This window comes from uncultured Aliiroseovarius sp. (genome assembly GCF_947492455.1).
Lineage (GTDB): Bacteria > Pseudomonadota > Alphaproteobacteria > Rhodobacterales > Rhodobacteraceae > Aliiroseovarius.
In genome coordinates this window covers 164,593-184,355 of sequence record NZ_CANLNB010000004.1, presented here as the reverse complement: position 1 = coordinate 184,355, position 19,763 = coordinate 164,593, and the positions used below count along the sequence as shown (strand labels likewise).

The window sequence follows — 19,763 nt, the reverse complement described above, 5'->3', positions numbered from 1 at the left end:
CTGCCTACTTCTTCTTCACAAACTGCGTCAGAATGACAATGCGCTGCCCTTCCACGCGGCCCTCGATATGCTCGGGATTGTCGGCCACAAGGCTGATCCCCCGCACCGCCGTGCCGCGCTTCGCCGTGAAGCCCGCGCCTTTGACGGGAAGATCCTTGATCAACACCACGGTATCCCCCGCATTCAACGTGACCCCGTTGCTGTCCTTGTGGTTCGAGGCCGCGGCGACATTGTCGACCCACGACTGCGTGTCCTCGTCCAGATAAACCTGATCCAGCAAATCCCGCGCCCACGCAGCCTCCAACCGCTTGAGCATCCGCACCGACAGCACCTGAATCACCGCATCCTCGGACCACATCGAGGACGCTAGGCCGCGCCAGTGGTTCTCCTCGGGCGTGCCGTCGATCTGAGCGGCACAGGTGGCGCAGATATCAGCCGAGGCGTCAGCGGGTCCGCCGGGAACGGGGAAAGAGGAAAGAGGCGCGTCTGCGGCGCAGAGGGGGCAAGGCATGGGGGCTCCAAGGTTGGGTGAGTGAGCTATAGGGGGGATTGGGAGGGGGAGTCACGCGGAACTTTGGCGTGTCGCTTCAGAGGGCAGCGCCTGACCCTGGGTGGGCGGAACGCCCTCCCGTGGGGAGGGTCGGGCGTTGTCCGGCTTATAAGCCGGACAGTTGGTGTTGGGATGCGACGACGGGTTAGCGCTCCGGGTGGGAGGCTAAGGGATTTTGGAAAATTCGTCGAAGGAGTTGCGAGGGGGTGCGCACGCGATTTGCTTCGCAATTCGCTGCCGCGCACTCGCTCTAAAAACGGCCGACTTTTAGTCGTCCATTTTCAGCGCGTTGATAAACGCTTCTTGTGGGATATCCACCTTGCCGAACTGGCGCATCTTCTTCTTACCCGCTTTCTGCTTCTCCAGCAGTTTCTTCTTCCGGGTCGCGTCGCCGCCGTAACACTTCGCAGTCACATCTTTGCGCATCGCCGACAGCGTCTCGCGGGCGATGACTTTGCCGCCGATGGCCGCTTGGATCGGGATTTTGAACATATGGCGCGGGATCAGGTCTTTCAGCTTCTCGCACATGGCGCGGCCACGCTGTTGGGCGCGGTCGCGGTGCACCATGGTTGACAGCGCGTCCACCGGCTCGTCATTCACAAGAACCGACATTTTCACAAGGAAGTCCTCGCGATAGCCGATCATCTGGTAGTCGAAGCTGGCATAGCCTTTGGTGACCGATTTCAGGCGATCATAGAAGTCGAAGACAACCTCGTTCAGCGGCAGGTCATAGACAACCATCGCGCGCGAACCCGCATAGGTCAGGTCCATTTGGATACCGCGGCGGTCTTGGCACAGTTTCAGCACGTCGCCCAGATACTCGTCAGGCACAAGGATGGTCGCTTTGATGCGCGGCTCTTCCAAGTGATCGACGGTCGACAGGTCGGGCATGTCGGCGGGGTTGTGCAGTTCCATCATCGAGCCGTCTTTCAGATAGACGTGATAGATGACCGAGGGGGCGGTGGTGATCAGCTCGATGTTATATTCACGCTCGATCCGGTCGCGGATGACTTCGAGGTGCAGGAGGCCAAGGAAGCCGCAGCGGAAGCCAAAGCCCAGCGCGGCGGAGGTCTCCATTTCATAGCTAAACGACGCGTCGTTCAGGGCGAGCTTTTCGATGGAATCGCGCAGGTCTTCGAACTCGGCGCTGTCCACGGGGAACAGGCCACAGAACACTACGGGCTGGGCAGGTTTAAAGCCGGGCAGCGCCACGTCGGTGCCTTTCTTCTCATGCGTGATCGTGTCGCCCACACGGGTGTCGCGCACCTGCTTGATCGAGGCGGTCAGGAAGCCGATTTCGCCCGGACCCAATACGTCAATCGGCTGCATCTCGGGCGTGAAGACGCCCACGCGGTCCACGGGATACACGGCATTGGTCGAGAGCATGCGGATCCGCTCGCCCTTTTTCAGCTTGCCGTCGATCACACGGATCAGAACGATCACGCCCAGATAGGCGTCATACCAACTGTCAACCAGCATGGCTTTCAGCGGCGCATCGGGGTCGCCTTGCGGGGCGGGCAATTCGGTCACGATGGCTTCCAACGTCTCGCGGATGCCCTGCCCGGTTTTGGCCGACACCTGAATGGCGCCGGAGGCATCAATGCCGATCACATCCTCGATCTGCTCGGCCACGCGGTCACAGTCGGAGGCCGGCAAGTCGATCTTGTTCAGAACCGGCACGATCTCGTGATCCGCGTCGATGGCCTGATAGACGTTGGCCAGCGTCTGCGCTTCCACACCTTGGGTCGAGTCCACAACAAGCAGCGAGCCCTCAACGGCTTTCATCGAGCGGCTGACCTCGTAGGCGAAGTCCACGTGGCCGGGGGTGTCGATCAGGTTGAGGACATAGTCCTCGCCATTCTCGGCCGTGTATTCAATGCGAACGGTGTTCGCCTTGATGGTAATCCCGCGCTCGCGCTCGATATCCATACTGTCGAGCATCTGCTCTTTCATGTCCCGGTCGGCAACGGTGTTCGTCTCTTGGATGAGACGATCAGCCAACGTGGATTTGCCGTGGTCAATATGCGCCACGATCGAGAAATTGCGGATGTGTTTCAGGTCGGTCATAGTTCAGCGTATTAAAGGGATTTTGGGGGCGGTCAAGCGTGATCGGCCTTGAGGGTAGTTGAAGGCAAATCAACAATTATTAACCCGGCAGGCATTCCAGCAGAGAGCCCCGCATCCTTTCCTGCGAAAAGGGTGGCGAATTTTTACTGTCGACCCGATAGCTTGTTCGACGCACGTCCGCACAATTAATGACATGCTGCCACAATACTGCCCGTTTCCGTCTTCAATGTTGACGCGCATCGATATTTCGAAAGGTCTTTAGATGAAATACCTTAAGCTCAGCTTCTTAATTGCTGCCCTATTGGCACCGACATCCCTATTTGCAGAAGACATCATCTTTCCATCCGAACCGCGACTGAAGGATCTTCCGAAAGCAAACCACAAAGGTGAACGGCTTGGGATGCTTGCGCTCTTTGCCACCTCGGTAACCAGAATGGCCTCAGGTGAGAAGATCGTCATGCACGGATTTATTACGGGTAGCCCGGATGGGACGTCCAGCTTCTTCTATTGGAATGACAAGCTGAACATGGAATGCCATGGAACCACGGAACGCATGGAAGACAAGTCTGGCAAAGGCGATTTGATCTGCACAGAAAATGGCAAAACATTCATCAGCGATACTCTTGTGATTCCTGCCAAGAAATACATGCGGCTCAAAGGTGTTTCGACCCACAAAAATGTAGACACCTCAGGCAGAACGGTTTGGACCGTCATCAAGTGGCAAGCGAGAAGCAAGTTCCCGGATCCTCAACCACTTATTGACGCCTTTAAAAGCTGATCTCTGTCGCCAGATACTTCCCAACCCAATGAAACCGTGCGGTGGGCAGAATGCCCCCGCAGAGAGGGCGGACCCTGTGCGGTCTATCACCCAGTCAGAATAACTCAGAATGTTGCCCCCCGTGGCCTCACTCCATCGGCATCACGTTCCGCTTCACCATGGTCCGCAAAGTAAAGCTCGACCGCATGCGTGCGATGCCGTCAACGCGCATCAGTTTCTCTTCCATGAAGCGGTCAAAGGCGGTCAGGTCAGCGACGACGACGCGCAGAAGGATGTCTCGGTTGCCGCTCATCAAGTGGCATTCCATCACCTCGTCCAAGCGCGATACCGCGCGTTCAAATTTGGTGACGGCCTCGCCCATTTGGCTTTCCAGTTCGACCGAGATGAAGACCGTCACGGGCAGGCCGAGTTTGGCTTGATCCACGCGGGCGCCATAGCCAGTGATCACGCCGGCCTCTTCCAGCGCGGTGATGCGGCGGGCGCAGGGCGTGGGAGACAGGCCGACGGAATCAGCAAGCTCCCCCAGCTTCTGGCGGCCGTTCTCTTGCAGGGCGGCGATGATGCGGCGGTCGATGGCGTCCATTCGATTTCTCTCGTCTTCACGTCTTTTACATTAGATAATCTCTAACATTTACCAAGTCGACGCCTGTTTTTGGTGAAATTCCCCCAAGTCGCGTTGTTAGCCTGTTAACAACAGGGAGGACATCATGAACATCACACAAGTGGCATCGCACACCCACGAAAGCGTTTACCGCGTCGAAGCAGCCGAGTTTGGGTTGGTCGGATTTATCGCCATCCACTCGACCGCGCTTGGCCCGGCGGCGGGCGGTTTGCGGATGAAACCTTACGGGTCCGAGGACGAGGCGCTGACCGATGCGCTGCGGTTGTCCGAGGGCATGACCTATAAGAACGCGGCGGCGGGCCTGCCCTTGGGCGGCGGAAAATCGGTGATTATGGGCGATCCGGCCACGCTGAAAACGCCCGAGCTGCTGCGCGCCTTCGGCAAGGCGGTTGAGGCCTGTGAGGGCAGGTATTGGACAGCCGAAGACATGGGCATGACGCCGGCGGACATGGCCGAAGTGGCGAAGGAATCGCGCTATGTGGCCGGGCTGGCAGACGGCAAGTTCGCGTCGGGCGACCCGTCCCCGATCACCGCGCGTGGGATCTTTAACGCAATCCGTCAGGTGTCGGAACATGCGCTGGGCGATGCGTCGCTGAAAGGTCGCGTGATCTCGGTGCAGGGATTGGGGCACGTCGGGTGGAACCTGTGCCACCGCCTGAAAGCCGCGGGCGCCGAGTTGATTGTCACCGACATTGATCCTGACCGCGTCAAGGCCGCTGTCACCTCGCTGGGGGCAACCCCCGTTGCGCTGGACAAGATCCATGCGGTCGAAGCCGACATTTTTGCGCCCTGCGCCATCGGCGGCATTTTGAATGCCGAGACCATTCCGATGCTGAAGGTGAAGGCCGTGGCGGGCGGCGCCAACAACCAGCTGGCCACCCCCAAAGATGCCGAGTTGCTGCATGGCCGTGGCATCCTTTATGCCCCCGACTACGTTGCAAACGGCGGTGGCATCATCAACGCCGCAACCGAGATCCTTGGCATCGAAAACCAAACCGACTGGGTGGATGAGAAGCTGCGCGCCTTGGACTCCACCATGGGCGACATCCTGACAAGCGCGAAAGAGGCTGATGTCAGCCCAGCGGTGGTGGCGCAGGATGTGGTCACCCGCTCGATGACGCCGCGCGCCGCGTAAACTGAATAGCGCTGTCCGATTCACCGATCAGGCAGCGCCAGTATCCGCGCATTGAAGTGCGGGGCAAATTGCATCCGTCGCATTCTGTCGATAGTCTATACGCAAATCGGGCAACAGACCCAAACAGGCACATATTTAGGTGATGGTATGAAACGAGCAGTTCTTGCAGTGACCTTGGCGACCGCGATGCTATCAGGCCCATCGGCCTATGGCGGAACCATCGAACGCGCATGCCTAAAGGCGGATCGTCCCAATGCCACGCGCTCTCTGTGTCGCTGCATTCAGCGCGTTGCTGATGCAACCCTCAGCGGCGGGGAACGCTCGAAAGTGGCGAAGTTCTTTAGCGATCCGCACAAAAGCCAATCCACGCGCCAATCCGACCGGCGCTCGGACGAGCAGTTCTGGCAAAGATATAAGCAATTTGGCGAGCTGGTGTCGCAAAACTGCAGCTAAGACAGCCGCGCGATCAACCCCAATGATGACGCCTGCACCAGATCCAACGTCTGGTCGAAATCGCGCGTGTAATACGGGTCCGGCACGTGATCCATGCCGGTCTCAGGGGCGAAATCCGTGAAGATCTGGACCGGGGTCTGCGATCCCGCAGGACGCAGGCGTTCGATATTCTCGAGATTGCTAGCATCCATACCGATGATCAGGTCGAACGCGTCAAAGTCTCGGGCGGTAAACTGGCGTGCGCGCAGGTCGGACAGATCGAACCCGCGCTCCTTCGCCGCTTTCTGCATCGGCCCATACGGCGGGCTACCAACATGCCAATCCGAAGTCCCAGCGCTGTCAGTTTCAACATTCAACCCCGCGTCCGCGGCAAGCGCACGAAACACGCCCTCGGCGCTGGGAGAGCGGCAAATATTGCCAAGACAGACGAAAAGAACACGTGCGGTCATGGCGCAGTTGTAGCGGCGCGGGTCGGGGCTGTCACCTATGCGTCCTTGCGCCAGACCATTTTCATGTACAGACGCCCGCCCCGCAGCTCGTCACACATCTGATCAATGCGCTTCTGCCGCGTCTTGGGGCGTTTCGCTTGGGCGATCCAGCCAAGATAGTCATTCCGCTGATAGGGTGGGCGCGCGTCATAGGCGGGCCGCAGCCCGTCGGCCTCCAGGCGGGTCGCAATATCATCTGGCATCGGTTGGATCGGGCGTTTCAAGCTCATAAGATTAAAATGCAACACGCTTGGTTCGCAGGTCAACGGGCGCCCTTTCGCCCAAGGTGCAGATCGTATCTTGCGGCCCCCTTTGCACTGGGTCAAAAGGCGCGCATGTCGCGTGCAAAACCCTACTCTCTGAACTGTCCGATTTCCCTGTCGCTTGACCTCTTGGGCAACCGCTGGGCGCTGCATGTCCTGCGCGAGCTGCATGCAGGTCCGTCCGGCTTTGGCAAACTGCGTAACGGGCTTCCGGGGATCGCCACAAATATGCTATCCGCGCGTCTGGCCGAACTGGTCGAGGCCGGGCTGGTCTCGAAATCCGGGCGCGTATATGCGCTGACCGAACGCGGGCAAGCAACGCGCGGGATCCTGTTTGAGCTCGCGCGATTTGGCCGTGACATTCCGGCGCCCGAAAATGCCGCCCCGACCAATGCGCCGTCGTCGCGGGTTGCCGTTCTGGCGGGCGCAATTGAACGTGCGGCGGGGCCTCTGGACGAATTGCGGGCCGAGATTTGGCTGGACGAAGCACCGTTTTCGCTAACCGTCTCGCAGGGGCGGGCCGCGATGGTGGCCGGGCCGATGCCACTGGCGCCGGTGCGGTTGGGATTTGCGTGGGCCGACCTTGAAGCGGTCGCGCAGGGCAACCAACGGGTTGCCAACTTCGCCGCACAAGGCGAGATCGCCGCGCAGGATCCCTTGCAAGTGGCCGCGTTGCTTGATCTGTTGCAGAAAGCAATGGACATTTATGGCGGCTTCAAATGACACATATCCTGATCCTGACCGGCGCGGGCATTTCGGCTGAAAGCGGGTTGGGAACGTTTCGCGACGTCGACGGGCTTTGGACGAAGTATGATCTGGAAGACGTGGCCACGCCCGAGGGCTTCGCCCGCGATCCTGCGCTGGTGCATGCGTTTTATAACGCCCGTCGCGCCAACTGTCTGGACGCGACGCCCAATGCGGCCCACGACGCCTTGGGCCACTTGCAAGCCAAACACTCTGGCCGTGTGACGCTGGTCACCCAGAATGTCGACGACCTGCATGAACGCGGTGGCGCGACAGATGTAATCCATATGCATGGTGAATTGGCCGGGGCACTCTGCGCGCAATGCGATCACCGTTGGCCCGCCCCGCGCGAGATGTCACCGTCCGCCCCCTGCCCTAGCTGCAATGCCCCGCGCACCCGCCCTGACATCGTGTGGTTCGGAGAGATGCCCTATCAGATGGACATGATCTATGCCGCGCTAGGACAAGCGGACCTGTTCGTCGCCATCGGCACCTCGGGCACCGTTTATCCGGCCGCCGGGTTCGTCGGAGAGGCGCGGGCGATGGGCATCCCGACACTGGAACTGAACCTGGAACCATCGGATACAGCGGGCATCTTCGACGAGGCACGCTTTGGTCCGGCGACCCAAATTGTCCCAGCGTGGGTGAACGAGGTGCTGGGCTAGCCGGCTTCGGTGGCTCGCTTCGCGAGCCTGAAGGGGCTTTGCCCCTCGCCCCTGCGCGTTCGTCGACGAAACAGTCCCCTGGACTGTTTCTAAGTTGTCTCCGAACACCCCAAGGTATTTAGGGCAAGAGGAAATAGGAAAGGCCGCAGCGCATCGCTACGGCCAATCGGGGTTGACGAGACCCCTTTAGGGGCACGGGGCTGGGGACGCATTATCGCCCCGCACCCTCAATTCTGAAGGGTTGCCCTTAGTTTGACTTGCCGTCGCCCATGGTCATGGTGCCGTGACCCTCACCCATTTTGCCGTCTTCAGGCTTGCCGTGCTGCATGCCGCCAGCCATCGGGTTGCGGTTCAGGTCGACCGGGATCTCGACTGTCATTTCACCGGCTTTTTCAAAGACCAGCGTGACGGTCACGGTTTCACCGTCCACGAAGGGCGCGTTCAGGCCCATGAACATCACGTGATCTCCACCGCGTTTCAGTTCATGCATGCCACCGGCGGCAATCGGGAAGCCTTCTTCGACTTCCATCATTTTCATGACGCCATCACCCAGATCTTTGTGGGTGTGCAGCTCGACGCGCTTCGAGGCATCGGATTTAGCGGCGATCAGGCGGTCATCTTCGGTGCCATGGTTCATGATCTGGAAGAAAGCGGCACCGGCCTTGGCGTTCATGCCCGAGGCACGCGCATAGGCGTCGTTGATCATGATGTCACCCGCGAAAGCAGGCATGGAAAGAAGGGCAGCTGCACTGGCAGCCAGAACGGTTTTCATACGGAACATAGTCTTGTCCTTAGGTCTTTGGGTTGGTCTTGATAGAAGGGATCAGACCAGCGCCGGGGGACCTCGGGCAGACGGGGACAGTTCATCCCGGCCCGGCATGGCGACAGCACGCGAAGGGACGATGCGCGCGATCACCCGTGTTTCGGGCATATCAAGGGATGGAAGCGAGAATGCGGCCGCGAAGATCGACGTGCCATCGGGACACAGGTGCACCGATTCGATGGGCTCACCATCGGGGCCAAGCGTGATGGTGGTCATGCCGGTGCCAGTACACAGCACCATCTCGAACGCACCATTCATATCCGGGTTTTCACCACGGGCATCCGCCAGCGCAAAGCTGGTGATGGTCAGCGCAAAGGCCAGAACATATGCAAATACCGCACGGATCATGCCACTTAGCTATGCCTCTTTTTCAGGGGCGACAAGTGACAAAATGTAACAGGTGTAGAACACGCGAAAACCGCCCGCAGCCAAGGGCCGGGGCGGTTCAAAATCTGGTCGATCCAGAAAAGCGCGGGGCTTAGGCGGCTGCCTGAGCTTTCGCGATTTCTTTCTTGATCTTCAGAGCGTTGGCCGACAGCTCAACGTCTTTGGCTTTTGCCAGGAACGCGTCCAGACCACCACGGTGGTCAACCGAACGCAGGGCAGCAGCCGAGATGCGCAGTTTGAACGCGCGGCCCAGTGCTTCCGACTGAAGCGTCACGTCGTTCAGGTTCGGCAGAAACCGGCGGCGGGTTCTGTTTTTGGCGTGGCTGACATTGTTGCCAGTCATCGGGCCTTTTCCGGTCAGTTCGCAAACACGCGACATGGCTCTTATCCTTGCTCTCTCGGGCCAGATTGGTGAGAAGTTCAGCGCGCCCTCGCGCCGCTCACGTCCAGCCGGTCAATACAAACGGGCGCCGCAACGGCAGCGCCCCGAATTCCGTCCGCGGTGAATAGACGCCTTATCGGGGGACGTCAAGTGAGTCGCGGCGCAGTGGGGCAGGAATTTTCCACCCCACCACAATTGTTTACTCTTCGGCCAGGAAACCGCCCGATTGGCGCTCCCACAGACCGGCATAGATGCCCTTGGCGGCCAGAAGTTCATCATGACTGCCGTCTTCGATCACCCGGCCCTGATCCAACACCACGATCCGGTCCATCTGGGCAATTGTCGACAGGCGGTGCGCGATGGCGATCACGGTTTTGCCCTCCATCATACCATAGAGGGTTTTCTGAATCGCGGCCTCGACCTCGCTGTCCAAGGCCGATGTGGCCTCGTCCAGCACCAGAATCGGCGCGTTCTTCAGCATCACGCGGGCGATGGCGACCCGCTGACGTTGGCCGCCCGACAGTTTCACACCGCGCTCGCCCACATGGGCGTCATAGCCGGTGCGCCCTTTCGGGTCCTCGAGCGACTGAATGAAGTCATGCGCTTCGGCGCGTTCGGCGGCGGCGATCATCTCGGCCTCACTGGCCGAGGGACGACCGTAGAGCAGGTTCGCCCGCACCGAGCGGTGCAGAAGCGAGCTGTCTTGTGTGACCATGCCGATCTGTGCACGCAGGCTGTCTTGGGTAACGCCCGCCACATCCTGACCGTCGATCAGGATGCGCCCGCCTTCGGGATCGCGGAAGCGCAGAAGCAGGTTCACAAGGCTCGACTTACCCGCGCCCGAGCGCCCGACCAGCCCGACCTTTTCGCCCGGATGCACCGACAGGGTGACGTTGTCCAACCCGCCCGATCCTTTGCCATAGTGATGGGTCAGCCCATCAAACTGGATCTCGCCTTTGGTCAGCGCCAGCGCGGGGGCGTTCGGCGCATCGGTTACTTCATGCGCGACCGCGATTGAGCGCAGACCTTCGCGGATCACGCCTGCATGTTCAAACAGCCGCACCGTGACCCACATAATCCAGCCAGACATGCCGTTCAGACGGATGGTCAGGGCGGATGCTGCAGCAACCTCGCCCACGGTGACGACGCCACGGGTCCAGAACCAGATCGAGGTGCCCAGAACGCCCACGATCAGCAGCCCGTTCAGCACGTTCAGGCCAAAGCTCAGTTCCGTCATCAGGCGCAGGAATCGCTGGAACCGCAGGCGGTGGCGTTTGAGGGCGGACAGCACATAGCGTTCCTCGCTTTCACCCTGAGAGAACAGTTTGACGCTTTCGATATTGGCATAGGCGTCCACGATCCGCCCCGACAGAAGCGACCGCGCGTCGGACCATTTTTCCGACGCGGACGCCACGCGCAGCGCGACCCAGCGGGTGTAGATCACATAGAGCACCAGCCAAATCAAAAGCGGCGCGGCCAGACGAGGGTCGATCTGGCTTAGGATCAGGGCCGCCGCGATCACATATGTCAGCGCGTACCAAATGCCCTCGAACGCCATATAGGTGCCGTCCTCGACCGCGCCGCCCAGTTGCATCACGCGGTTGGACAACCGCCCGGCAAAGTCGTTCTGAAAGAACCCCATGCTTTGCCCCAGCAGGTGCTTATGCGCCCGCCAGCGCACCTGATCGTGCAGGTTTCCGACGAGGGTTTGCTCAAGCAGCAGGTGGTTCAGCCCGATGGTGGCCGGGCGTAGGAACAGGATGAAGAGTGCCGCCAACAGCAGCTCGACCCCATGGGAGGCGAAGAAGCTGTCGGTGGTGCTGCCATCCATCAGGTCGATCACCCGGCCCGAGTAGAAGATCAGGCTGGTTTCGATCAGGGCGACGACGACGCCGGATATGGCCATGAACGCCATCAGCCTGCCGAAGCCGTCATATTGCGACTTCAGATAGGGCCACAGCGTGGCGGGCGGGGTGTCGTCCGGCGACGGACGGAACGGGTCGATGAGATTTTCAAAGAAACGGAACATGGTGGCGCCTCATGCGCTGGAAGAAATAGAAATAGGGAAACGGGGCTGACGACAGCCCGACAGGACCGGCGTTCTACGCGTGGTATGGGGTCCTGGCTGTTCGCATCCGGCAATTCCTTCTTGGTGTCCGTGATGGGACGCTATCCGAAATGTTAGCGGTGATCAACCTTTGGTTTTAGACCGGGTTTCGGTGGCTCGTTTCACGAGCCTGGAGGGGCGTTGCCCCTCTGCGCTGCGCGCATTCACCCCAAGGTATTTGGGGCAAGAGGAAGGGGAAAGCTGCTAGGGCTTCAGGTGCGCTAGCATATCCTCGGCCGCGCGGGTGGCGGAGAGGGTGCCGCTGGCCACTTGAGTGCCAAGGCTTTCGATCCGGGCGCGGGTGTCGGGATTCTCCAGCACAGACAGCAGGCCGATGCGCAAGTCTTCTTCAAACCAGTGGCGCGCTTGGGCGGCGCGGCGTTTGTCCCAGTAGCCATGTTCGCGGCGCCAATCGGTGAGCTCGGTCATGGTGTCCCATGCGTCGGGCAGGCCGTCATGGGTGACGGCCGAGACCATCAGCGCCTTGGGGAAACCTTCGGGATCGTAAACGCGCTTGCGCAACAGGCGCAGCGCGCCGGCGTAGTCTGCACAGGTGCGCATGGCGGTTTCTTTCAGCGGGCCATCGGCCTTGTTCACCAAGATCAGGTCGGCGATCTCCATGATGCCGCGTTTGACGCCTTGCAGTTCGTCGCCACCGGCAGGGGCGAGGAGGAGAAGGAACAGATCCGACATCTCGGCGACCATGGTTTCGGACTGGCCGACGCCGACGGTTTCGATCAGCACGATATCAAAGCCAGCCGCCTCACACAGAGCGACAGCCTCGCGGGTCCGGCGCGCCACGCCGCCCATTTGCGCCTGCGAGGGCGAGGGGCGGATGAAGGCGTTCTTCTCGCGGCTCAGGCTTTCCATGCGGGTTTTATCGCCAAGGATGGACCCGCCCGACCGTGCGGAACTGGGGTCGACGGCCAGCACAGCCACTTTCAGCCCTTTTTCGATCAGGAACATGCCGAAGGCTTCGATGAAAGTCGATTTGCCGACGCCGGGCGTGCCGGACAGGCCGATGCGCAGGGCTTGGCGGCCTTCGGGTGCCGTGGCCTCGAGCAGTTCGACCGCTTGCGCACGATGGTCGGCGCGTCCGCTTTCCACCAGCGTGATGGCGCGCGCCAAGGCGCGGCGTTCGCCTGCAATCACTCGTTTGGCCAGATCCTGAATATCCATGTCGCCTCCGTTATTCGGGTCTGTTCATGCCGTGCGGAAACGCCCCTGTCCAGAGCCCTGAGCGATGTTAGCGCCGATGTCGCCTGTGATCCGGACTGGACCCGGCGCGCGGGGCGTCGGATAAGGGCGGGATGACGGACCAACTGCCTATTCACGACGCGATCCCTGATCTGCTGGCTGCCCTGCGCGCGCAGGGTCGCGCGGTGCTGATGGCGCCGCCCGGAGCGGGTAAGACGACGGTGGTGCCGCTTGAGATGCTCAAGGCGGGCGCGTTCGAGGGGCGGCTGATCATGCTGGAACCGCGCCGTCTGGCCGCGCGAGGCGCTGCCGAGCGGATGGCGCAGACGCTGGGCGAGAAAGCAGGCGAGACGGTGGGCTATCGCATTCGGGGCGAGGCGAAGGTTTCCAAGTCCACCCGGATCGAGGTCGTGACCGAGGGCATCCTGACGCGGATGCTGCAAACGGACCCCTCGCTGGAGGGCATAGGCGCGGTGATCTTTGATGAGTTCCACGAACGATCCCTGAACGCGGACCTTGGGCTGGCGCTGACATGGGAAGCGATGGGCGCGCTGCGCGATGACCTGAAGCTGGTCGTGATGTCGGCCACGTTGGATGCGGACCCGGTGGCACGGCTTTTGGACGATGCGCCGATTATTCGGTCCGAGGGACGGGCCTATCCGGTCGAGACACGGCATCTGGACCGGCCCTTGGCGAAGGGCACACGATTGCCGGACGCCACTGCCGATCTGGTGATGACCGCCTTGGCTGAAACCGAGGGCGGCGTTCTGGTTTTCCTGCCCGGCGAGGGTGAAATCCGCCGCTGCGAGGCCGCGCTGAAAGGGCGATTGCCCGGCGGCTGCCACCTGCACACACTTTATGGTGCGATGGACTTCGCTGCCCAGCGCGCGGCCATTCAGCCCGCCAAGGACGGCCGGAAGATCGTGCTGGCAACTGCAATTGCCGAGACCTCGCTGACCATTCAGGACATCCGCGTGGTGGTGGATGCGGGACAGGCGCGGCGCGCTCGGTTCGATCCGGGTTCGGGGATGTCGCGACTGGTGACCGAGCGCGTGTCTAAGGCCGAGGCTGAACAACGCCGAGGCCGCGCAGGCCGTGTAGCGCCGGGCACATGCTACCGGCTCTGGACCAAGGGCGAAGACGGCGGGATGCCGCCCTTTGCCCCCGCCGAGATCGAGACCGCAGACCTCGCCCCCTTGGCGTTGGAGCTGGCCGGATGGGGCAGCCCGGATGGCGCAGGGTTGGCGTTTCTGACGCCGCCCAATGTGGGCGTGCTCTCGGAGGCGCAAGCGCTATTGCGCGGATTGGGCGCGCTGGATGATACCGGGCGGATTACGGATCATGGCGCGCAGCTGTCTCGCCTACCGTTGCATCCGCGTCTTGGACATATGCTGCTGACGGCTGGAGCCGACGCAGCCGATCTGGCCGCCCTTTGGAGCGACCGGGATCCCCTGCCCCGTAGCGCCGCGATGGATCTAATCCTGCGGCTTGAGGCCATCCGCGACCCCAAGGGGTTTGCCGCCCGGCGTGGCATTCAAGCAAACCGGGGTGGCATTGAACGCATTCGCACCGAGGCTAAGCGCCTGCGCCGTATGGCGGGGGATGCGCGCCCGGATCTCAGCCCCGCGCAAATGGCGGCTTTGGCCTATCCCGATCGCGTGGCCTTGCGGCGCCCCGGTGACATTCCGCGTTTCGTGATGTCTGGCGGCAAGGGGGCCGTCATGGACGACGGCGATGCGCTCGCCGGATCACGCCTTCTGGTGATCACCGATACTGACGGCAATCCACGCGAAGCACGCGTGCGTCAGGCGATCCTGATCGGCGAAGGTGAATTGCGCGAGCTGTTCGCGAACCAAATCCGCTGGGTCGACAACTGCGCATGGTCCAAACGCGAAGGGCGCGTGATCGCGCGACGGCAGGAATGCTTGGGCGCGGTGGTGCTGGATGATCGGATCTGGAAGGACGCGCCGAAAGATATCGTGGCGCACGCGATGCTGGATGGGGTGCGGGATCTGGGGTTGCGGCCCTCGGACGCGGCGAAGCGGTTCGTCGCGCGGGTTGAGCTGGTCCGGGCCGGTGGTGACAGCCTGCCCGAGATGACCGAGCCCGCCTTGATGGAGACCCTCGAAGACTGGCTTCTGCCGCACTTGTCCGGCGTGAAAACCACCGCCGACTGGAAGAAATTCGAAACCTTGGACGCCCTGCGCGCAATGCTCGATTGGAACCAGATGTCGCGCTTGGATGCCGAGGCGCCTGCCCATTTCCTCACGCCGCTGGGACACAAAACCCCCATCGACTATTCCGGCGACACGCCCGAGATCAGTCTGCGCCTACAAGAGATGTTCGGCGTCACCCGTCACCCGACCGTGGGCAAGACCCCGCTGCGCGTGACGCTGCTGTCACCCGCGCGCCGACCAGTGCAAACGACGACAGACATCCCGAATTTCTGGGCCACCAGCTATGCCGATGTGCGCAAGGACATGCGCGGACGCTATCCCAAACACCCGTGGCCCGAGGATCCAACTGTCGCGGACCCGACCCTGCGCGCCAAACCAAGGGGCAAATAGCCACACAAACAGGCCGCAGGCACCTGATCACGGCCCATTTACTTGCAATTTGGTCGCAAACAGTTATTTAACAGCGCAACAAGTAGAATAATGAGCAAGAAATCCACAGGCACCCTATGTCGTCGCTTTTGAAACAAGCTTGGGACGAAGTCCTAGTACCTATGTTGAAACGCCCCAGCCGCCCGCAGGTTGCGGCGCTGTGCTATCGTGGGCAAGGCGATGACAAGGAAGTACTGTTGGTGACATCCCGCGGAACCGGACGTTGGATCCTGCCCAAGGGCTGGCCGATGGAAGGCACAAACGACGCTGACGCCGCCGCCCAGGAAGCTTGGGAAGAGGCCGGGGTTAAGAAAGGCCAACTGGATCGCGCACCGATCGGCGAATACAGCTATGCCAAGGAATTGGACGATGGTGGTCTGGCGCATTGCTCGGCCCGCGTGTTCCCTCTGAAGGTCAAAACGCTGGAAAACGACTTCCCCGAAGCGGACGAGCGCACGCGAGCGTGGGTGTCGCCGGAAGAGGCCGCCGAGATGGTGCAGGAAAAAGGTTTGCGCAAACTGTTGCGTGATTTCTGATTTCCCAACGCCACATGGCATTTCCATCACAGAATCTGTTGCAATCGCGGCCCTGACAAGCTAGCGCGGGCGCTGAATTGTAACGGCTGCGTAACGGCCGTGTAACAAGCAGCTTGCGAGGATGGGACATGAGCGGCGAGAACAGCGGCAACCAGTGGAAGACACTGGACAAGGACCTGAACAAGATCAGCCAAGTCGAATACGCAACCCAACTGGTGGCCCGTCCGCTGGTGGGCATGGGCGTGGCTTTGGCCTTCATCGTGGTCGCAGCGCTGGGTGCGGCTGTATTCTTTGGCCAAACCCCGACCTCTTTGGTTGTCGTCATCGCCGCCGCGTTTGGCGCCTATATGGCGCTGAACATCGGCGCGAATGACGTTGCCAACAACATGGGGCCTGCGGTGGGCGCAAACGCGCTGACGATGGGCGGCGCGATCGTGATTGCCGCGCTGTTTGAGAGCGCCGGTGCGCTTTTGGCGGGGGGTGATGTGGTCTCGACCATCTCGAAGGGGATTATCGACCCGTCGGGCTTTGACCACTCGCGCACCTTTGTCTGGGCGATGATGGCGGCGTTGATTTCGTCCGCGCTATGGGTGAACCTTGCAACTTGGGTTGGCGCTCCGGTCTCGACCACGCACTCGGTCGTGGGCGGCGTCATGGGCGCGGGCATCGCGGCGGCGGGTTTTGCTGCGGTAAGCTGGCCCACCATGGGTAAGATTGCCGCCAGCTGGGTGATCTCGCCGGTTCTGGGCGGTGTAATTGCGGCCTGCTTCCTTGCCCTGATCAAGCACAAGATTGTCTATCAGGAAGACAAGATTGCTGCTGCAAAACGCTGGGTGCCGATCCTGATAGGGATCATGGCCGCTGCTTTCGGCGCCTATCTATCGATCAAAGGTCTGAAGCGGATTATCAAGATTGACCTTGGCACTGCCCTGCTGATCGGCGCTGCCGTGGGTGGCGCGGCCTACGTGATCACCGCCCCGCTGATCGCCCGTCAGGCCGAAGGGCTTGAGAACCGCACCAAATCGCTAAAGACGCTGTTTGCCTTGCCGCTGATTTTCTCGGCAGCCCTGCTGTCCTTCGCACACGGCGCAAACGACGTGGCGAACGCGGTTGGCCCGCTGGCCGCCATCGTGCACGTGGAAAGCGTGGGCGACTTCGCCGCCAAGGTCTCGATCCCCACATGGGTGATGGTGATCGGCGCGTTCGGCATCAGCTTTGGCCTGATGCTGTTCGGCCCGAAGCTGATCCGCATGGTCGGCAGCCAGATCACCAAGCTGAACCCTATGCGCGCCTATTGCGTGGCACTGTCCGCCGCCATCACCGTGATTGTCGCCAGCTGGCTGGGCCTGCCCGTCAGCTCGACCCACATCGCAGTTGGGGGTGTCTTCGGCGTCGGTTTCTATCGCGAGTTCCACATGGAGCGCCGCCTGCGCAATTCACGCGCCGCCCGCCCCGAAGCCAAACGCATCGCGCCCGAAGAGCGCCGCCGCCGCAAACTGGTGCGCCGCTCGCACTTCATGACCATCGTGGCCGCATGGGTCATCACCGTGCCTGCCGCCGCGATGATGTCGGCAGTAATCTTCTACATCCTGAACGCGGTCGTGGCGTGATCAAACCCACATAGGATCAAAAAAGGGCGCCCAGCGAGGCGCCCTTTTCTATTGGAACAATAGTGCTGCTTACTTGCCCAAACACCAGCGCATGACGGCTTTCTGGGCATGCAGGCGGTTCTCGGCCTCGTCAAAGATCACCGACTGCGGACCATCCATGACAGAGTTCGTCACTTCCTCTTCCCTATGCGCGGGTAGGCAGTGCATGAACAGCGCGTCGGGTTTGGCGTGCGCCATCAGCTCGTCATTGATCTGATAGGGACGCAGCAGGTTGTGGCGACGTTCGCGGGCCGAGGGCGCGTCGTGCATCGACACCCAGGTATCGGCGACCAAAAGATCCGCACCTTCCACGGCCTTCACCGGATCGCGCACGATCTCGACATTCACGCCTTTGGCGCGGGCTTCCTCGACAAAGGCCATTTCCGGGTCCAGAGGTTCCGGTCCGGTGAAGGTCAGGTCAAACCCGAACTGGCCAGCGGCGTGCAGGAACGAGGCACAGACATTGTTGCCGTCACCCGCCCAGACCACTTTCTTGCCCTCGATCGAGCCGCGATGTTCCTCATACGTCAGGATGTCGGCCATGATCTGGCAGGGGTGCGAGCGGTTGGTCAGCCCGTTGATCACCGGCACGTCGGCATATTCCGCCATCTCGAGCAGGGTCGCTTCTTCGAAGGTCCGGATCATGATCATGTCAACATAGCGGGACAGCACCTTGGCGGTGTCGGCAACAGTTTCACCATGACCCAGCTGCATTTCAGAGCCGGACAGAACCATGGTTTCACCGCCCATCTGGCGCACACCCACGTCAAAGCTGACGCGCGTCCGGGTCGAGGGCTTTTCGAAAATCAGCGCGACCATGTGGCCGTCCAGCGGCTTTTCGTCGTCCAGGGCGCCTTTGGGGCGGCCCGCACGCGCGGCTTTGATCCGGTGCGCTTCCGAGATGATGTTTTTCAGCTCGCCCGTTTCCGTGGCGTTGATGTCGAGGAAATGTTTCATGCGCTTTGGCCCTCCACAGCCTTGGCAGCGGTTTCAAGGCGGGTGATCGCCTCGGCAATGTCTTCGTCTTCGATGGTCAGCGCGGGCAGGATGCGCAGCACGTTGTCGCCTGCGGGGACGCACAGCAGGTTCGCGTCATAGCATTTCGCCAGCACGTCCATGTTGGTCGCCTTACACTTCAGACCCAGCATCAGGCCCGACCCGCGGACGCTTTCGAAAACATCCGGGTGCGCAGCGACAAGGCCCTCCAGCTTCTGACGGAACAAACCGGCCTTGCGGCTGACCTCGGCCAGAAATTCGGGATCGGCGACGATCTGGGTCACTTTCGAGCCGATGGCACAGGCCAGCGGGTTGCCGCCATAGGTGGACCCGTGGGTGCCCGCGACCATGCCGCTTGCCGCGTCTTCGGTCGCCAGCACAGCACCCAACGGGAAGCCCCCGCCGATGCCTTTGGCGACCATCATGATGTCCGGTGTGACGCCCGAGAACTCGTGCGCGAACAGCTTGCCCGTCCGGCCCATGCCACATTGCACTTCATCAAAGATCAGCAATGCGCCAGCGGCGTCACAGGCGGCGCGGATGGCTTTCAGCTCGTCATCTGGGACGGGGCGGATGCCGCCCTCGCCCTGCACGGGTTCGATGATCACGGCGGCCACGTCGCCCTCGGCCAGTTCATTGGTCAGACCGTCGAGGTCGCCGAACGGCAGATGTGTGAAGCCGGGCAGAAGCGGGCCAAAACCCGCGGTCAGCTTTTCGCCACCCGCGGCGGCAATGCCCGCCGACGAGCGTCCGTGGAACGAGCCCTCAAAGCCGATGATCCGCGCGCGGTCTTCGCCTTTGTCCGACCAGTATTTCCGCGCCATCTTCACCGCCAGTTCGCACGCTTCGGTGCCCGAGTTGGTGAAGAACACGGTGTCGGCAAAGGTCAGATCGACCAGCTGATCGGCCAGCGTCTGCTGCTGCGGGATCTTATAGAGGTTCGACACATGCCACAGCTTCGCACCCTGCTCGGTCAGCGCCTCGACCAGCGCAGGATGGGCGTGGCCCAGCGCGTTCACCGCGATGCCCGCGCCTAGATCCAGATATCGCTCGCCCCCATCCGTGACAAGCCAGCTGCCCTGGCCACGCTCGAAAGCAAGGTCAACACGGTTATAGGTCGGCAGAAGCGACGGGATCATGGTGGTATCCTCTTCAAAAAGAAGCCTTTGGGTGCCGGATGGCGGGCCTCAAGTCAACAATTTCCAGATGGTTTTGGATGGGTTTGCGCAAACGTTGCGCAGGAACAAACGAACGGGACGTCAGGCGCGGGTGCGTCGGCGTCGGGTTTCAGCGATATGCAGGCGTTTGATCATGG

The 19,763-nt window shown here is 61.3% G+C and carries 20 protein-coding genes; 8 read left to right on the top strand and 12 right to left on the bottom strand.

Translation table 11 applies throughout. From position 1 onward, the window contains the following. Positions 1 to 4 precede the first annotated feature (4 nt). Both Q0677_RS10805 and lepA read right to left on the bottom strand, forming a co-directional pair. Positions 5 to 511: an alkylphosphonate utilization protein gene (locus Q0677_RS10805; RefSeq protein ID WP_298909570.1), complete on the bottom strand. Its 507-nt coding sequence runs from the start codon at positions 509 to 511 to the stop codon at positions 5 to 7. A 306-nt stretch (positions 512 to 817) separates the two neighbouring features. Then, on the bottom strand, positions 818 to 2,617 hold the full coding sequence (gene lepA / locus Q0677_RS10800; protein WP_298909567.1) for a translation elongation factor 4: 1,800 nt from the start codon (positions 2,615 to 2,617) through the stop codon (positions 818 to 820). 262 nt (positions 2,618 to 2,879) lie between these two features. On the opposite strand from lepA, the gene Q0677_RS10795 reads away from it, so the two are divergent. After that, complete coding sequence (locus tag Q0677_RS10795) at positions 2,880 to 3,395, top strand: hypothetical protein (protein ID WP_298909565.1); 516 nt, start codon at positions 2,880 to 2,882, stop codon at positions 3,393 to 3,395. 127 nt (positions 3,396 to 3,522) lie between these two features. On the opposite strand, the gene Q0677_RS10790 is transcribed toward Q0677_RS10795, so the two are convergent. Then, complete coding sequence (locus Q0677_RS10790; protein ID WP_298909563.1) at positions 3,523 to 3,978, bottom strand: Lrp/AsnC family transcriptional regulator; 456 nt, start codon at positions 3,976 to 3,978, stop codon at positions 3,523 to 3,525. A 124-nt stretch (positions 3,979 to 4,102) separates the two neighbouring features. Here Q0677_RS10790 and Q0677_RS10785 point away from each other — a divergent pair, with 124 nt between their 5' ends. Then, positions 4,103 to 5,152, top strand: a complete 1,050-nt coding sequence (locus Q0677_RS10785) for a Glu/Leu/Phe/Val dehydrogenase dimerization domain-containing protein (protein WP_298909560.1) — start codon at positions 4,103 to 4,105, stop codon at positions 5,150 to 5,152. Between the two features lie 147 nt (positions 5,153 to 5,299). Beyond that, entirely contained in the window at positions 5,300 to 5,605 is a 306-nt protein-coding gene (locus Q0677_RS10780) for a hypothetical protein (protein ID WP_298909557.1), read from the top strand. On the opposite strand, the gene Q0677_RS10775 is transcribed toward Q0677_RS10780, so the two are convergent. Next, positions 5,602 to 6,054, bottom strand: coding sequence for a low molecular weight protein-tyrosine-phosphatase (locus Q0677_RS10775; RefSeq protein ID WP_298909554.1), 453 nt, complete (start codon positions 6,052 to 6,054; stop codon positions 5,602 to 5,604). The genes Q0677_RS10780 and Q0677_RS10775 overlap by 4 nt on opposite strands. 35 nt (positions 6,055 to 6,089) lie before the next feature. After that, on the bottom strand, positions 6,090 to 6,323 hold the full coding sequence (locus Q0677_RS10770) for a YdeI/OmpD-associated family protein (protein WP_298909551.1): 234 nt from the start codon (positions 6,321 to 6,323) through the stop codon (positions 6,090 to 6,092). Between the two features lie 105 nt (positions 6,324 to 6,428). Between Q0677_RS10770 and Q0677_RS10765 the strand changes: the two genes are divergently transcribed. Then, positions 6,429 to 7,079: a helix-turn-helix domain-containing protein gene (locus tag Q0677_RS10765; RefSeq protein ID WP_298909549.1), complete on the top strand. Its 651-nt coding sequence runs from the start codon at positions 6,429 to 6,431 to the stop codon at positions 7,077 to 7,079. Next, positions 7,076 to 7,765, top strand: coding sequence for an NAD-dependent deacylase (locus Q0677_RS10760; protein WP_298909546.1), 690 nt, complete (start codon positions 7,076 to 7,078; stop codon positions 7,763 to 7,765). The genes Q0677_RS10765 and Q0677_RS10760 overlap by 4 nt, the downstream gene beginning before the upstream one ends. 247 nt (positions 7,766 to 8,012) lie before the next feature. Here Q0677_RS10760 and Q0677_RS10755 read toward each other — a convergent pair whose 3' ends face one another. From Q0677_RS10755 to meaB, 5 genes are all read right to left on the bottom strand, one after another. Continuing rightward, positions 8,013 to 8,537: a copper chaperone PCu(A)C gene (locus Q0677_RS10755; protein WP_298910450.1), complete on the bottom strand. Its 525-nt coding sequence runs from the start codon at positions 8,535 to 8,537 to the stop codon at positions 8,013 to 8,015. 51 nt (positions 8,538 to 8,588) lie between these two features. Next, positions 8,589 to 8,936 (bottom strand): hypothetical protein, encoded by a 348-nt coding sequence (locus Q0677_RS10750; protein WP_133489226.1) that lies wholly within the window; start codon positions 8,934 to 8,936, stop codon positions 8,589 to 8,591. 130 nt (positions 8,937 to 9,066) lie between these two features. Beyond that, entirely contained in the window at positions 9,067 to 9,354 is a 288-nt protein-coding gene (gene rpmB, locus Q0677_RS10745; RefSeq protein ID WP_163037863.1) for a 50S ribosomal protein L28, read from the bottom strand. Positions 9,355 to 9,556: 202 nt separating this feature from the next. Then, positions 9,557 to 11,386 (bottom strand): ABC transporter ATP-binding protein, encoded by a 1,830-nt coding sequence (locus tag Q0677_RS10740; protein ID WP_298909542.1) that lies wholly within the window; start codon positions 11,384 to 11,386, stop codon positions 9,557 to 9,559. 282 nt (positions 11,387 to 11,668) lie between these two features. Next, on the bottom strand, positions 11,669 to 12,643 hold the full coding sequence (meaB, locus tag Q0677_RS10735) for a methylmalonyl Co-A mutase-associated GTPase MeaB (protein ID WP_298909539.1): 975 nt from the start codon (positions 12,641 to 12,643) through the stop codon (positions 11,669 to 11,671). A 131-nt stretch (positions 12,644 to 12,774) separates the two neighbouring features. Between meaB and hrpB the strand changes: the two genes are divergently transcribed. From hrpB to Q0677_RS10720, 3 genes are all read left to right on the top strand, one after another. After that, complete coding sequence (hrpB, locus tag Q0677_RS10730; RefSeq protein ID WP_298909536.1) at positions 12,775 to 15,228, top strand: ATP-dependent helicase HrpB; 2,454 nt, start codon at positions 12,775 to 12,777, stop codon at positions 15,226 to 15,228. Between the two features lie 161 nt (positions 15,229 to 15,389). Then, complete coding sequence (locus Q0677_RS10725) at positions 15,390 to 15,803, top strand: NUDIX hydrolase (RefSeq protein WP_366940967.1); 414 nt, start codon at positions 15,390 to 15,392, stop codon at positions 15,801 to 15,803. Between the two features lie 128 nt (positions 15,804 to 15,931). After that, entirely contained in the window at positions 15,932 to 17,413 is a 1,482-nt protein-coding gene (locus Q0677_RS10720; RefSeq protein ID WP_298909531.1) for an inorganic phosphate transporter, read from the top strand. Between the two features lie 69 nt (positions 17,414 to 17,482). Here the strand turns inward: Q0677_RS10720 and argF are convergent, their stop codons facing one another. Beyond that, on the bottom strand, positions 17,483 to 18,409 hold the full coding sequence (argF, locus tag Q0677_RS10715; protein ID WP_133489211.1) for an ornithine carbamoyltransferase: 927 nt from the start codon (positions 18,407 to 18,409) through the stop codon (positions 17,483 to 17,485). Further along, positions 18,406 to 19,587 (bottom strand): aspartate aminotransferase family protein, encoded by a 1,182-nt coding sequence (locus Q0677_RS10710; protein WP_298909527.1) that lies wholly within the window; start codon positions 19,585 to 19,587, stop codon positions 18,406 to 18,408. The genes argF and Q0677_RS10710 overlap by 4 nt, the downstream gene beginning before the upstream one ends. Positions 19,588 to 19,763 lie beyond the last annotated feature (176 nt).

Bases quoted from the DNA above. Each gene is read 5' to 3' on its own strand.
- Q0677_RS10795 (WP_298909565.1), top strand. From the start codon at position 2,880: ATGAAATACCTTAAGCTCAGCTTCTTAATTGCTGCCCTATTGGCACCG.
- Q0677_RS10725 (WP_366940967.1), top strand. From the start codon at position 15,390: ATGTTGAAACGCCCCAGCCGCCCGCAGGTTGCGGCGCTGTGCTATCGT.
- Q0677_RS10720 (WP_298909531.1), top strand. From the start codon at position 15,932: ATGAGCGGCGAGAACAGCGGCAACCAGTGGAAGACACTGGACAAGGAC.
- Q0677_RS10790 (WP_298909563.1), bottom strand. From the start codon at position 3,978: ATGGACGCCATCGACCGCCGCATCATCGCCGCCCTGCAAGAGAACGGC.
- hrpB (WP_298909536.1), top strand. From the start codon at position 12,775: ATGACGGACCAACTGCCTATTCACGACGCGATCCCTGATCTGCTGGCT.
- Q0677_RS10780 (WP_298909557.1), top strand. From the start codon at position 5,300: ATGAAACGAGCAGTTCTTGCAGTGACCTTGGCGACCGCGATGCTATCA.
- Q0677_RS10770 (WP_298909551.1), bottom strand. From the start codon at position 6,323: ATGAGCTTGAAACGCCCGATCCAACCGATGCCAGATGATATTGCGACC.
- Q0677_RS10775 (WP_298909554.1), bottom strand. From the start codon at position 6,054: ATGACCGCACGTGTTCTTTTCGTCTGTCTTGGCAATATTTGCCGCTCT.
- meaB (WP_298909539.1), bottom strand. From the start codon at position 12,643: ATGGATATTCAGGATCTGGCCAAACGAGTGATTGCAGGCGAACGCCGC.
- Q0677_RS10740 (WP_298909542.1), bottom strand. From the start codon at position 11,386: ATGTTCCGTTTCTTTGAAAATCTCATCGACCCGTTCCGTCCGTCGCCG.
- argF (WP_133489211.1), bottom strand. From the start codon at position 18,409: ATGAAACATTTCCTCGACATCAACGCCACGGAAACGGGCGAGCTGAAA.
- Q0677_RS10785 (WP_298909560.1), top strand. From the start codon at position 4,103: ATGAACATCACACAAGTGGCATCGCACACCCACGAAAGCGTTTACCGC.
- Q0677_RS10755 (WP_298910450.1), bottom strand. From the start codon at position 8,537: ATGAAAACCGTTCTGGCTGCCAGTGCAGCTGCCCTTCTTTCCATGCCT.
- rpmB (WP_163037863.1), bottom strand. From the start codon at position 9,354: ATGTCGCGTGTTTGCGAACTGACCGGAAAAGGCCCGATGACTGGCAAC.
- Q0677_RS10805 (WP_298909570.1), bottom strand. From the start codon at position 511: ATGCCTTGCCCCCTCTGCGCCGCAGACGCGCCTCTTTCCTCTTTCCCC.
- Q0677_RS10710 (WP_298909527.1), bottom strand. From the start codon at position 19,587: ATGATCCCGTCGCTTCTGCCGACCTATAACCGTGTTGACCTTGCTTTC.
- Q0677_RS10760 (WP_298909546.1), top strand. From the start codon at position 7,076: ATGACACATATCCTGATCCTGACCGGCGCGGGCATTTCGGCTGAAAGC.
- Q0677_RS10765 (WP_298909549.1), top strand. From the start codon at position 6,429: ATGTCGCGTGCAAAACCCTACTCTCTGAACTGTCCGATTTCCCTGTCG.
- lepA (WP_298909567.1), bottom strand. From the start codon at position 2,617: ATGACCGACCTGAAACACATCCGCAATTTCTCGATCGTGGCGCATATT.
- Q0677_RS10750 (WP_133489226.1), bottom strand. From the start codon at position 8,936: ATGATCCGTGCGGTATTTGCATATGTTCTGGCCTTTGCGCTGACCATC.